The 13,697-nt window shown below is 69.6% G+C and carries 5 protein-coding genes, 1 tRNA gene and 2 rRNA genes; 1 reads left to right on the top strand and 7 read right to left on the bottom strand.

Annotated elements, in window-relative coordinates; all coding sequences use genetic code 11:
* Window positions 1-82: 82 nt before the first annotated feature.
* From CTZ28_RS27345 to CTZ28_RS27335, 3 genes are all read right to left on the bottom strand, one after another.
* On the bottom strand, window positions 83-2,788 hold the full coding sequence (locus CTZ28_RS27345; protein WP_183154611.1) for a DNA translocase FtsK: 2,706 nt from the start codon (window positions 2,786-2,788) through the stop codon (window positions 83-85).
* Window positions 2,789-2,912: 124 nt separating this feature from the next.
* Window positions 2,913-3,596 (bottom strand): response regulator, encoded by a 684-nt coding sequence (locus CTZ28_RS27340; RefSeq protein ID WP_121892376.1) that lies wholly within the window; start codon window positions 3,594-3,596, stop codon window positions 2,913-2,915.
* 187 nt (window positions 3,597-3,783) lie between these two features.
* Window positions 3,784-9,237 (bottom strand): HAMP domain-containing protein, encoded by a 5,454-nt coding sequence (locus tag CTZ28_RS27335; protein ID WP_121892375.1) that lies wholly within the window; start codon window positions 9,235-9,237, stop codon window positions 3,784-3,786.
* A 397-nt stretch (window positions 9,238-9,634) separates the two neighbouring features.
* On the opposite strand from CTZ28_RS27335, the gene CTZ28_RS27325 reads away from it, so the two are divergent.
* Window positions 9,635-12,388, top strand: a complete 2,754-nt coding sequence (locus CTZ28_RS27325; protein WP_121892374.1) for a SpoIIE family protein phosphatase — start codon at window positions 9,635-9,637, stop codon at window positions 12,386-12,388.
* Between the two features lie 77 nt (window positions 12,389-12,465).
* Here CTZ28_RS27325 and CTZ28_RS27320 read toward each other — a convergent pair.
* The 4 genes from CTZ28_RS27320 to CTZ28_RS27305 all read right to left on the bottom strand — a co-directional run.
* Window positions 12,466-12,538 (bottom strand) — tRNA-Thr (locus tag CTZ28_RS27320).
* A gap of 87 nt (window positions 12,539-12,625) precedes the next feature.
* On the bottom strand, window positions 12,626-13,288 hold the full coding sequence (locus CTZ28_RS27315) for a DegT/DnrJ/EryC1/StrS family aminotransferase (RefSeq protein WP_121892373.1): 663 nt from the start codon (window positions 13,286-13,288) through the stop codon (window positions 12,626-12,628).
* Between the two features lie 115 nt (window positions 13,289-13,403).
* Window positions 13,404-13,520 (bottom strand): 5S ribosomal RNA (gene rrf, locus CTZ28_RS27310).
* A 71-nt stretch (window positions 13,521-13,591) separates the two neighbouring features.
* A 23S ribosomal RNA gene (locus tag CTZ28_RS27305) occupies window positions 13,592-13,697 on the bottom strand; the annotation flags it as partial.

The raw sequence follows: 13,697 nt of genomic DNA, 5'->3' as shown, positions 1-13,697 counted from the left end.
GAAACGGTTGCTCGCCGGCCGCTAACGGGTGGATCACGGTGCTGCCCGACCCGACTCGGTACGACCGCCGAGCGGTCCTTCCCTACCCTTCAGACTCCCCACGTATCACGGCGAGCACGCCGTCGAGTTCGTCGGGTTTCACCAGAACGTCACGGGCCTTGGATCCCTCGCTGGGTCCGACGACGCCGCGGGACTCCATGAGGTCCATGAGCCGGCCCGCCTTGGCGAACCCGACACGCAGCTTGCGCTGCAGCATCGACGTCGATCCGAACTGGGTGGAGACGACCAGTTCGGCCGCCTGGCACAGCAGGTCGAGGTCGTCGCCGATGTCCTCGTCGATCTCCTTCTTCTGCTTGGTGCCGACGGTGACGTCGTCCCGGAAGACGGGCGTCATCTGCTCCTTGCAATGCCGGACGACGGCCGCGACCTCCTCCTCGGTCACGAACGCACCCTGCATACGGGTCGGCTTGTTGGCGCCCATCGGCAGGAACAGCCCGTCGCCCTTGCCGATCAGCTTCTCGGCGCCGGGCTGGTCGAGGATGACCCGCGAGTCGGCGAGCGAGGAGGTGGCGAACGCGAGCCGCGAGGGCACGTTGGCCTTGATCAGACCGGTGACCACGTCGACCGACGGGCGCTGGGTAGCGAGCACCAGGTGGATGCCGGCCGCGCGCGCGAGCTGCGTGATGCGCACGATCGAGTCCTCCACGTCGCGCGGCGCGACCATCATCAGGTCGGCCAGCTCGTCGACGATGACCAGCAGGTACGGGTACGGGTGGAGTTCCCGCTCGCTGCCCTCCGGCGGCTTCACCTTGCCGTCCCGGACGGCCTCGTTGAAGTCGTCGATGTGCCGGTAGCCGTAGGCGGCCAGGTCGTCGTAGCGCAGGTCCATCTCGCGGACCACCCACTGGAGCGCCTCGGCCGCCCGCTTGGGGTTGGTGATGATCGGCGTGATCAGGTGCGGGATGCCCTCGTAGGCGGTCAGCTCGACGCGCTTGGGGTCGACCAGGACCATGCGCACGTCCTCGGGGGACGCGCGCATCATGATCGACGTGATCAGGCAGTTGATGCAGGACGACTTGCCGGAGCCGGTGGCGCCCGCGACGAGGACGTGCGGCATCTTGGCGATGTTCGCCATCACATAGCCGCCCTCGACGTCCTTGCCGAGCGCGACCAGCATCGGGTGGTCGTCCTCGGCGGCCGCAGCGAGACGCAGCACGTCACCGACGTTGACCATCTCCCGGTCGGTGTTCGGGATCTCGATGCCGACCGCGGACTTGCCGGGGATGGGGCTGATGATCCGCACGTCGGGGCTGGCGACGGCGTACGCGATGTTCTTGGTGAGCGCGGTGATCCGCTCGACCTTGACGGCGGGGCCCAGCTCGACCTCGTAGCGGGTGACCGTCGGCCCGCGCGTGAAGCCGGTGACGGCCGCGTCGACCTTGAACTCGGTGAAGACGTTGGTGAGCGAGGCGACGACCGCGTCGTTGGCCGCGCTGCGCGCCTTGCCCGGGCCACCGCGCTCCAGCAGGTCGAGCGAGGGCAGGGAGTAGGTGATGTCGCCGGACAGCTGGAGCTGTTCCGCGCGCGGGGGAAGGTCGCGGAGCTCCTCGGGGGCCGACTTGGTCAGGTCGGGCACGACCGCGTCGGCCCGCAGCTTCTCCTGCTTGGGACGCGCGGCCGGGACCGGGCTCGGGACCGGCGTCGGCGTGGTCTCCTCACGGTCGCCCACGCTCACGCCCTGGGTGAGGTCGGCGACCAGCGGCGAGGGCGGCATGCCGTGCAGCACCGCGCCGTCGAGGTCGGCGGCGGCCGCCGCGGCGATGTCCACGGCGTCCGGCCGCCGGTCCATCGTGGGCTGCGGCACCGCGGAGCGCCTGGGGCGGCCACGGCGCTTGGAGAGCGCCTCCTGCTCGGCCGCGTCTGCGTCGTACACCGGGGAGGCGCCTTGGCGCCTGCGGGGGCGCGCGGGCAGGGCCTCGCGCCACTGTTCGTCGTAGCGCTCGTCGTCCTCGGTGGACCGGTCGCCCTCCGGGTCGTGCAGCACGCCGAGCCGTACCCCGAGCGTCCGCAGCCGCTGCGGGACGGCGTTGACCGGGGTGGCCGTGACGACGAGCAGCCCGAAGACCGTGAGCAGCACGAGCAGCGGCACGGCCAGTACGTCGGTCATGGTGTACGACAGCGGAGTGGCCGCCGCCCAGCCGATGAGACCGCCGGCATCCCTTATGGCCTGCATCCCGTCGCTGCGGGCGGGCGAGCCGCACGCGATGTGGACCTGTCCGAGCACGCCGATGACCAGCGCGGACAGCCCGATCACGATGCGGCCGTTGGCGTCCTGCTGCTCGGGATGGCGCACGAAGCGCACGGCGATCACCGCGAGCAGTATCGGCACGAGCAGATCGAGCCGGCCGAAGGCGCCGGTCACCAGGATCTCGACGAGGTCACCGACCGGGCCACGCAGATCCGCCCAGGTCCCGGCGGCGACGATCAGCGCGATGCCGAACAGCAGCAGCGCGACGCCGTCCTTGCGGTGCGCCGGGTCGAGGTTCTTCGCGCCCTGCCCTATCCCGCGGAAGACCGCGCCGACGGCGTGCGCGAGCCCCAGCCAGAGCGCACGCACGAGCCGGTAGACGCCCCCGGTGGGGCTGGGCGCCGGCTTGGGCGCCGGTTTCTTCGCCGCGGCCTTCTTGGCAGGGGCTTTCTTCGCAGGGGCCTTCTTCGCCGCAGCCTTCGCGGGAGCAGCCGCCTTCTTGGCGGGCTGCTTCTTGGCTGCGGAGGGACGTGAGGCCATGGATGTGAGATTACCGGGAGAGACGACAGTGGACACGTGTGCCGAGCGCTTCACCCGTTCGTGTCGCCCTTGCCGGAGCACGGAACTGACGCACGCTCATGGGCAACTGCGGACCGGACGCACGTCAGTTCGGCGCCGGCAGCGGCGAGGCACCGCTGCCGGTGCCGGGCTCCAGCGCGTCCAGTGCCCGGCGCAACCCCGTGAGTTTGCGTTCGAGATGGGCGGCCGTGGCCACCGCCGCCGCGTCCGCGGACTCGTCGTCCAGCTGCTTGGACAGCGCCTCGGCCTGCTCCTCGACGGCCGCGAGCCGCGCCGACAGCTCGGCGAGCAGCCCCGCGGACTCCTTGCCGGGGCCGACCGCGCCCTTGCCGCCGCCCTCCAACTGGAGCCGCAGCAGCGCCGCCTGCTCCCGCAGCTGGCAGTTCTTCATGTACAGCTCGACGAACACCGAGACCTTCGCGCGCAGCACCCACGGGTCGAAGGGCTTGGAGATGTAGTCGACCGCGCCCGCGGCGTACCCCCGGAAGGTGTGGTGCGGGCCGTGGTTGATCGCGGTGAGGAAGATGATCGGGATGTCCCGGGTCCGCTCCCGCCGCTTGATGTGCGCGGCGGTCTCGAAACCGTCCATGCCCGGCATCTGGACATCCAGCAGAATGACCGCGAAGTCGTCCGTGAGCAGTGCTTTGAGCGCTTCCTCCCCGGACGATGCCCGCACCAGTGTCTGATCGAGCGCAGAGAGGATGGCCTCCAGCGCCAGCAGATTCTCCGGCCGGTCATCGACCAGGAGGATCTTGGCCTTCTGCACCATGGCCCGCCCTCCTCGCCCCGGCGGTACACCGGGCGCCGCCCCAGGGGACGACTCCCTTGCGCCGCCCGTCCTTGTGCCGGTCATGGTAGCCGCACCCCGCCCGTCACCACACCCTGTCACCGCGATGTCACTGTGCACATAGCAAAAACGTGGCGGGGAACCGGAAGGTTCCCCGAAACCCGCACCGTCACACGGCCTCCCCGTGCATCCACTGCCGCATCACCGCCAACAGATGGTCCGGATCGACCGGCTTCGTCACATAGTCGGACGCCCCCGACTCGATCGCCTTCTCCCGGTCGCCCTTCATCGCCTTCGCGGTCAGTGCGATGATCGGCAGCCCGGCGAACTGGGGCATCCGGCGGATCGCGGTCGTCGTCGCGTACCCGTCCATCTCGGGCATCATGATGTCCATCAGGACGACCGCCACGTCGTCGTGCTGCTCCAGGACCTCGACGCCCTCGCGGCCGTTCTCGGCGTACAGCACGGACAGACCGTGCTGCTCCAGAACGCTGGTGAGGGCGAAGACATTGCGGATGTCGTCGTCGACGATCAGCACCTTCTCACCGCCGAACCGCACCCCGCGGCGCGACTGCGTGGCCGGCTCCGCGGCCGTCCACTGCTCGGGCCCCTGTTCGACCTCCGGAGCGCCCTTGCGCCGGCGCCGGAAGAGGGCCGCGGCACCGTTCTGCGTCTCCTGGTACGACTTCACCTCGGCCGGCGTCTCGATCTCCACGCCGGCCAGCGCGGACAGCGGCTGCTTGGCGGCGACCAGTTCACCCGCCACCGGCGCGGGCGCCGACTGCTGGTAACCCTGCGGCGGCAGTTCGCTCGGATGCAACGGCAAATACAGCGTGAACGTCGAGCCACGCCCCGGTTCGCTCTGCGCGTGGATCTCACCGCCGAGCAACTGCGCGATCTCCCGCGAGATCGACAGTCCGAGGCCCGTGCCGCCGTACTTGCGGCTGGTCGTGCCGTCCGCCTGTTTGAACGCCTCGAAGATCACCCGCATCTTGCTGGCCGCGATGCCGATCCCGGTGTCGGTCACCGAGAACGCGATCAGCTCCGCGTCCGGGTCGGTGAGCGAACCGGCCTCCAGCAGCTGCTCCCGGACGCCCACCGGGACATCCGCGCCGGCCGGCCTGATCACCAGCTCGACCGATCCGGAGTCGGTGAACTTCACCGCGTTCGACAGCAGGTTCCGCAGCACCTGCAGGAGGCGCTGCTCGTCCGTGTGGAGCGTGGCCGGCAGCTCCGGGGAGACCCGTACGGACAGGTCGAGCCCCTTCTCCGCGGTCAGCGGCCGGAAGGTGGCCTCCACGTAGTCCACCAGCTGGACGAGGGCGATACGCGTCGGCGAGACGTCCATCTTGCCCGCCTCGACCTTCGACAGGTCCAGGATGTCGTTGATCAGCTGGAGCAGGTCGGAGCCGGCCCCGTGGATCGTCTCGGCGAACTCGACCTGCTTCGGGGTGAGGTTGGAGTCGGCGTTGTCGGCGAGCAGCTTGGCGAGGATCAGCAGCGAGTTGAGCGGGGTGCGCAGCTCGTGCGACATGTTGGCCAGGAACTCGCTCTTGTAGCGCATGGAGACCGCGAGCTGCTCGGCGCGCTCCTCCAGGACCTGCCGCGCCTCCTCGATCTCGGTGTTCTTGACCTCGATGTCCCGGTTCTGCTGGGCGAGCAGCTCGGCCTTCTCCTCCAGCTCCGCGTTGGACGCCTGGAGCGCCTTCTGCCGGTTCTCCAACTCGGCAGAACGTTCCCGCAGTTGCTCGGTCAGCTCCTGCGACTGCTTCAGCAGCACCTCGGTCTTGGTGTTCACGGAGATGGTGTTGACGCTGGTCGCGATCATCTCGGCGATCTGGTTGAGGAAGTCCTTCTGGATCTGCGTGAACGGCGTGAAGGACGCCAGTTCGATGACACCGAGCACCGTGCTCTCGAACAGCACCGGCAGCACGATCACCTGCGCGGGCGGCGCCTCGCCGAGCCCCGAGGAGATCCTCAGATAGCCGCTGGGCGCGTTCTCCACCAGGATCGTGCGCCGCTCCTTGGCGGCCGTCCCGATCAGCGCCTCACCGGGGCGGAACGACGTCGGCATGGAGCCCATCGAGTAGCCGTACGAACCGAGCATGCGCAGCTCGTACGCGTCCTCGTGCTCGGCGTTCATGTCCTTGCCGTCGACCAGCGGCATCGCCAGGAAGAACGCGCCGTGCTGCGCGGAGACCACCGGCGTCAGCTCACTCATGATCAGCGAGGCGACGTCCGCCAGGTCGCGGCGGCCCTGCATCAGCGCGGAGATGCGCGCGAGATTGCCCTTGAGCCAGTCCTGCTCCTTGTTGGCGATCGTGGTGTCGCGCAGGTTGGCGATCATCTTGTTGGTGTAGTCCTGCAGCTCCTGGATCTCGCCGGACGCGTCGACGTCGATCTTCAGGTTCAGGTCGCCCCGGGTCACCGCGGTCGCCACGCGCGCGATGGCGCGCACCTGCCGGGTCAGGTTCCCGGCCATCTCGTTCACCGACTCGGTCAGGTCGCGCCAGGTCCCGTCCACGTCACGCACGCGTGCCTGCCCGCCGAGCTGGCCCTCCGTGCCCACCTCGCGGGCGACCCGGGTGACCTCCTCGGCGAAGCTCGACAGCTGGTCGACCATGGTGTTGATCGTCGTCTTGAGTTCGAGGATCTCGCCCCGGGCGTCGATGTCGATCTTCTTCGTCAGGTCGCCCTTGGCGATGGCCGTCGTGACCATGGCGATGTTGCGCACCTGACCGGTCAGGTTGGACGCCATCTGGTTCACCGACTCGGTGAGGTCCTTCCAGGTGCCGGCCACGCCCGGGACGTGCGCCTGACCGCCGAGGATGCCGTCCGTGCCCACCTCGCGGGCCACCTTGGTGACCTGGTCGGCGAACGAACTCAGCGTCTTGACCATGGTGTTGATGGTGTCGGCGAGCTGCGCCACCTCGCCGCGCGCCTCGATCGTCACCTGGCGCGTCAGGTCGCCGTTGGCGACGGCCGCCGAGACCTGGGAGATGTTGCGCACCTGCATGGTCAGGTTGTTGGCCATCAGGTTCACGTTGTTGCTGAGGTCCTTCCAGATGCCCGTGACACCCGGCACGTGCGCCTGACCGCCGAGGATCCCCTCGGTGCCCACCTCGCGGGCCACGCGGGTCACCTGCTCGGCGAAGGACGACAGCTGGTCGACCATGGTGTTGACCGTGGTGACGAGTTCGAGGATCTCGCCCTTCGCATCAACGGTGATCTTCTTCGACAGATCGCCCTTGGCGACCGCGGTGGTGACCTCGGCGATGTTGCGGACCTGGATGGTCAGGTTGTTCGCCATGAAGTTCACGGACTGCGTGAGGTCCTTCCAGGTGCCCGCGACCCCCTGGACCTCCGCCTGACCGCCCAGCATGCCCTCGGTGCCCACCTCGCGCGCGACGCGCGTGACCTCTTCGGCGAACGACGACAGCTGGTCGACCATCGTGTTCAGGGTGTTCTTCAGCTCCTGGATCTCGCCGCGCGCGTCCACGGTGATCTTCTGGGACAGGTCGCCCCGCGCCACCGCCGTGGCCACCTGGGCGATGTTGCGGACCTGGGCGGTGAGGTTGCCTGCCATGCCGTTCACGGAGTCGGTCAGGTCGCGCCACACGCCCGCCACGCCCGGCACCTGCGCCTGCCCGCCGAGCCGCCCCTCGGTGCCCACCTCGCGGGCCACCTTGGTCACCTGGTCGGCGAAGCCGGAGAGCTGGTCGACCATCGTGTTGATGGTGTTCTTCAGCTCCAGGATCTCCCCGCGCGCGTCGACGTCGATCTTCTGGGACAGGTCGCCCCGCGCCACCGCCGTCGTCACCTGGGCGATCTGCCGCACCTGGGAGGTCAGATTGCCCGCCATGAAGTTGACGGAGTCCGTCAGCTCCTTCCAGGTGCCCGAGACGCCGTCCACCTGGGCCTGACCGCCCAGACGGCCCTCCGTGCCCACGTCCCGGGCCATCCGGGTCACCTGGTCGGCGAAGCTCGACAGCTGGTCCACCATCGTGTTCACGGTGTTCTTCAGCTGGAGCATCTCGCCGGAGACGTCGACCGTGACCTTCTGCGACAGATCGCCGTTGGCCACCGCCGTCGTCACCTGGGCGATGTTGCGGACCTGACCGGTGAGGTTCCGGAACGCGGTGTTCACCGAGTCCGTCAGGTCCTTCCAGGTGCCCGCCGCGCCCGGCACCTGCGCCTGGCCGCCCAGCTCGCCCTCGACCCCGACCTCCCGCGCCACCCGCGTGACCTCGGCGCCGAACGCGGAGAGCTGGTCCACCATGCCGTTGACGGTGTTCTTCAGCTCCAGCATCTCGCCGGCCACGTCCACGGTGACCGTCTGCGACAGATCGCCGCTCGCCACCGCCGTCGTCACGGCGGCGATGTCCCGCACCTGGGTGGTCAGGTTCCGGAACACCGTGTTCACCGAGTCCGTGAGGTCCTTCCAGGTCCCCGCGGCGCCCGGCACGTTCGCCTGCCCGCCGAGCCGCCCCTCGGCGCCGACCTCGTTGGCCACGCGCGTGACCTCGTCGGCGAAGATCCGCAGCGTCTCGGTCATCTGGTTGATCGTCTCGGCGAGCTGCGCGACCTCGCCGCGCGCCGGGACGGTCACCTTCTGCGACAGGTCACCGTTGGCGACCGCGGTGGTGACCTGTGAGATTCCGCGCACCTGGGCGGTGAGGTTGCCCGCCATGGTGTTGACCGAGTCGGTCAGTTCCTTCCATACGCCGGCCACCCCGGGCACCTGCGCCTGGCCGCCCAGGATGCCCTCGGTGCCGACCTCGCGGGCGACCCGCGTCACCTCGGACGAGAACGCGGACAACTGCTCCACCATCGTGTTGACGGTGTTCTTCAGCTCCAGCATCTCGCCGGCCACGTGGACGGTGACCTTCCGCGACAGATCACCGCGCGCGACCGCGGTGGTCACCAGGGCGATGTCCCGGACCTGCGCGGTGAGCCGGTTGGCCATCGTGTTGACGGACTCCGTCAGGTCCTTCCACGAACCGGACATGCCACGCACCCGGGCCTGCCCGCCCAGCTTGCCCTCGGTGCCCACCTCGCTGGCCACGCGCGTGACCTCGTCGGTGAAGGTGGACAGCTGATCGACCAGATTGTTGACGGTCCGCCCGACCCGCAGGAACTCGCCGCGCAGCGGGTGCCCGGTGCCGTCCGGCGCGTGCGTGCGCAGTTCCATGCGCGGCGACAGATCGCCCTCGGCCACCGCGGTCAGCACCCGGCCGACCTCGGAGACGGGCCGTACGAGGTCGTCGACGAGCGCGTTGGAGGCGTCGATGGCGGCGGCCCAGGAACCCTCGCTGGCCCCTGCCTCCAGCCGCTCCGTGAGCTTCCCCTCGCGGCCCACCACGCGCCGCACCCTCGACAGCTCACCCGTCAGATGCAGGTTGCGGTCGGCCACCTCGTTGAAGACCGCGGCGATCTCGGACATCACGCCGTCGCCGGACACCGTGAGCCGCTTCCGGAAGTTCCCGTCGCGCATCGCGACGAGCGCCGCCAGCAGCCGATTCAGGGCAGCGGTGTCCACCGTGGTGGTGCCGCCCTGCTTTCCCAGGGAGCGTCCGCCTTTCGCGCGCGTCTTCGTGGCCCGCGTCGCCGCGCCAGACTCCACTGTGTCCCTCCCGCAGGGGTCGACCGTCACTGCTGTGCTCGGATACTGCCGACCGGCGTACCGGTTACTCCGGCGTGCCGGTTACTGCTGCGTATTTTCTTTCAGATGCGATCCGGCCACACCAAGAGCTGCTGCCCCCCGTGCACAGAACACACTCAGCGCATCCGGACCTTCACAACATGCTTGCCCAGTGTTTCACCCCTGCCGAACCAGGCCATAACAGTTCGGCAGCTTCGCACATCGTCCGCACACCCTGGGGGCGTAAAGACCGGCGACCGGCATCCGTCCGGACGGTGAAGGTAAGTAACCTTGCATGCGGCTGTCCAGCCGCACCGGTCCGTCCGGCCTGGGCGGTGGCACGAGCACGAGCGGGCATCGGAGGGGCGGCCGCACAACCATGACCACCGGACTGATCCCCGGGGGACAGCCCCCGGACCGGCCGAAGGGCACGCGGATGCCGCAGCAGCGGCGCGAGCGGGTCGGCCATGCAGCCCTGCCCGTCGACAACCGGCCGAGGAGTTCTGTGATCACCGCGCGCGCGGCCGCCAGCTTCGAGCCCGTCGGACGGTCCGTCGCGACCGCCCGGTCCTTCGTCCGCGACACCCTCCAGGGGTGGGGCTTCGCCGACGTCGTCGATGACGCCGTCGTCCTCACCAGCGAACTCGTCACCAACGCGGTGGTACACGCGGGCACCCACGCCGACGTGCTGTGCCTGCGCACCGAGGACGGCGTACGGATCGAGGTCGCCGACCGCTACCCGGAGCGCGAGGTGCCCGTGCAGAGCGCCGCGGTCAACATGGGCAGCCCGGACCGCGAGGGCGGCCGCGGACTTCAGCTGTGCGCGGCCCTGGCCGCCCGCTGGGGCGTCGAGTACACGTCGACGCACAAGAAGGTCTGGTTCCAACTCGACCTGCCCGAGCGCCCGGTCGGCACCCGCGCGGCCGGCCCTGCGCTGCCCGCCGACCTCCTCCCGCTCGCCGACGGCCGGGTCCGCGTGGCGGTCGTCCAGATCGACCGCGAGGGCGCCATCACGTCCTGGAACGAGGACGCGGATGACCTCTTCGGCTACACCGCCGACCAGGTCACCGGCAAGCCCCTGACCGACCTCGCGGCCTGGCCGCACACGCCCGGCACCAGCACCGGCATCGTGGAGGCGCTGCGCCTGTCGCGCTGGGAGGGCAGCTACGGCATCCGCGGCGCCGACGGCCGGGTCACCCCGGTGTACGCCTCGCACCTGCGGGTACGCGACACCGGCGGCGAGCCCTCCACCGTCTGCCTGCTGGTGCGGGACCATGAACGCGCCGTGCTGCAGACGCCGTTGCGCGTCCCGGCCTCCGACACTTCCCAGGTCTCCGACGGCCAGAGCGCCGACCCCTTCGAGGTCTTCATCGGCTCCCCCGCCCCGGACGACCTCGACGGCCTCCTCCAGCGCACCGTGGAACGCGCCCGCGACATGCTCGACAGCGACTCCGCCTTCCTGCTCCTCGCGACCGACGACGAGACGGAGTTGGAGGTCCGCGCCTCCACCGGCCTGCCCTCGGCCCGGCAGCGCTTCGCACGCGTGCCCGTCGACGCGGGCCCCGGCCGGTACGGCTCGGCCCGCATGCCCGCCGTCCACGAGGACCTCACGGCCGTGCCGGGCGCCGTACCCCTGCTGGGCGGCACCGGCATGCGCTCGGTGGTCACGGTCCCGCTCAAGGTGGAGGGCCGCCTCACGGGCTCCCTGGGCGTCGCCGCCGAGGCGCCCGGCCGGTACTCCAACGAGGAGGCGCTGCGCCTGCAGTTCGCCGCCGACCGCATCGCCCTGGCCGTGGAGTCGGCCCGCCTGGGCGAGCTGGAGCGGCTGCGCCGCGGCTCGCTGAGCTTCCTCGTCGAGGCCTCGGACCTGCTCGCCGGCACCCTGGACCGGGACCAGACGCTCGCCCTGATGGCCCAGATGACGGTGCCCACCCTGGCCACCTGGTGCGCCGTCTACACGATCGCCGACCAGGCGTCGGACCCGTACCTCTCGTACGTCCTGCACGAGGACGAGGAACTCATCGACGGCATCAAGTCGTTGCTGTCGAAGATCTCGCCGCCGGACCCGGTGCCCACCCCGGGCGCCCGGGTCTGGACGGCCCCCGCCGAGGTGGCCCACCAGGCGGCACTGCGCACCTCCATGCGCAGCCTCGGCCTGACCGGCGGGCCGCCTCACCAGATCTCCGCCGGTATCGGCCCGACGCTCGCCACGGCCTCTGCGGTCGGCGGCGAGACCGTGGTCCTGCCGCTCGTCGCCCGCAACCGCGTCATCGGCATGCTGACCCTGGGCAAGCCGACCGACGAACACTTCCGCCAGGAAATCCTGGAACTGGCCGAGGACTTGTCCCGGCGGGCCGCCCTGGCCCTGGACAACGCCCGGCTGTACTCGGAGCGCACGGCCATCAGCCAGGCCCTCCAGCGCAGTCTCCTGCCCCCGGGCACCCCGCACATCGAGGGCGTCGAGGTCGAGGTCATCTACCGTGCGGCCGGCGAGGGCAACGAGGTCGGCGGCGACTTCTACGACGTCTTCCCGATCAGCGACGGCGCCTACGGCTTCGCCATCGGCGACGTCTGCGGCACGGGCCCCAACGCGGCGGCGGTGACCGGCCTGGCCCGGCACGCGCTGCGTCTGCTGGCCCGCGAGGGCCTCAGCGGCCCCGCGGTCCTGGAACGTCTGAACTCGGCCATTCTCGACGAGGGCGCCCGCAGCCGGTTCCTGACTCTCCTGTACGGCGAGATGCGCCCGCGGGCGGACGGCAGCGCGGAGTTGAAGGTGGTGTGCGCCGGTCACCCGCTCCCCCTCCGGCTGCGCCAGGACGGCACAGTGGAGGCGGCGGCCGAGCCCCAGCCGCTCCTCGGTGTCATCGAGGACCTGGAGTTGTACGAGGAAACGGTCACCCTCGACCCGGGCGACGTGCTCCTCTGTGTCACGGACGGTGTCACCGAACGCCGGGAGGGCACCCGCATGCTGGGCGACGACGGCCTCGCGGACGTCCTCACCACCTGCACGGGCCTGACGGCCGGCGCGGTCGCGGCCCGCATCATGCGCGCGGTCGAACGTTTCGCGTCCGACGCGCCGTCCGACGACATGGCCATCCTGGCCATGCGCGTCCCGGAACTGCAGAAGGACTGAAGAACCGGGGAAGAATCCGGAAGAATCCAGGCATGAGAAAGGGCCCCACCCGACCGGGTGAGGCCCTTTCTTGTCGGAGCCCCCAAACGGAATCGAACCGTTGACCTTCTCCTTACCATGGAGACGCTCTACCGACTGAGCTATAGGGGCCTGTCACCTTTTTGAGGTTTCCCTCGCGGCAACGGATCAGAGCATACCCTGAACGAAGCCGTGCTCCCAAACTCGTTCTGCGCGCGGTCAGAAGGCGGGCTGAAGCAGTCCGCCGAGCACATTGCACGCGGAGACGATCCGCTGCATGTCCCGTTTCGTCAACGCGGCGTCCACGGGCAGTGCCAGCGTCTCTTCGGCGGCCCGCTCGGTCTCCGGCAGGGACACGCACCGGCGGAACTCGGGCAGCCGGTGCACGGGCGTCTTCACCGGCACGCGGCACTCGACTCCCCTGGCCCGTACGGCTCGTGCGAAGGCGTCCCGGTCCGGCCGGCCGTTCCCGGGCACGCGCACGACGTACTGCTGGAAGGTGTGCCCGTCACCGCCGTCCGGGGTGCGCACACCGCGCAGCTTGGCATCGAGGTAGGCGGCCCGCTGCCGCCGTTGGGCTATCTCGTCGTACGGCACCTCGGACTCGGCCTGCTCCAGCACCAGGAGCCCGTGCCGCTGCCCTGTGCCGTGCAGCCGCGCCATGTCCGCCCGCCGCCCGAAGCGGTGTACGACAACGACCGCCGCGGTACGGGAGGTTACGGCCGCTTCGACGGCGGAGGCCTCCAGGCAGTACGTCACCGGGTCTATGTCGGCGAACACCGGGAGCGCGCCGGCGAGGGTCACGGCCTCGGTGACCTCGACGTTCCCGAAGGCCGGCACGACGACCTCGTCACCGACTCCGACACCGGCGGCCCTGAGCATGGCAGCAGTACCCATGTGCTGGATGCTGAGCGCGCAACGTGAACGTCACGTTACGACAAACAAAAAAGGGTCGGACCCCGAACCGAAGTTCAGAGTCCAACCCTTTTGAATGATTGTTCGGCGGTGTCCTACTCTCCCACAGGGTCCCCCCTGCAGTACCATCGGCGCTGTAAGGCTTAGCTTCCGGGTTCGGAATGTAACCGGGCGTTTCCCTCACGCTATGACCACCGAAACACTACGAAACACACAACCGGAAAACGGCTGTTCGTGGTTTCAGAACCAACACAGTGGACGCGAGCAACTGAGGACAAGCCCTCGGCCTATTAGTACCGGTCACCTCCACACGTTACCGTGCTTCCAGATCCGGCCTATCAACCCAGTCGTCTACTGGGAGCCTTACCCCATCAAG

The organism is Streptomyces shenzhenensis, assembly GCF_003688995.1.
Lineage (GTDB): Bacteria > Actinomycetota > Actinomycetes > Streptomycetales > Streptomycetaceae > Streptomyces > Streptomyces shenzhenensis_A.
Note: the sequence above shows the minus strand (reverse complement) of the source record. Positions and strands in the feature narration are given on the sequence as shown.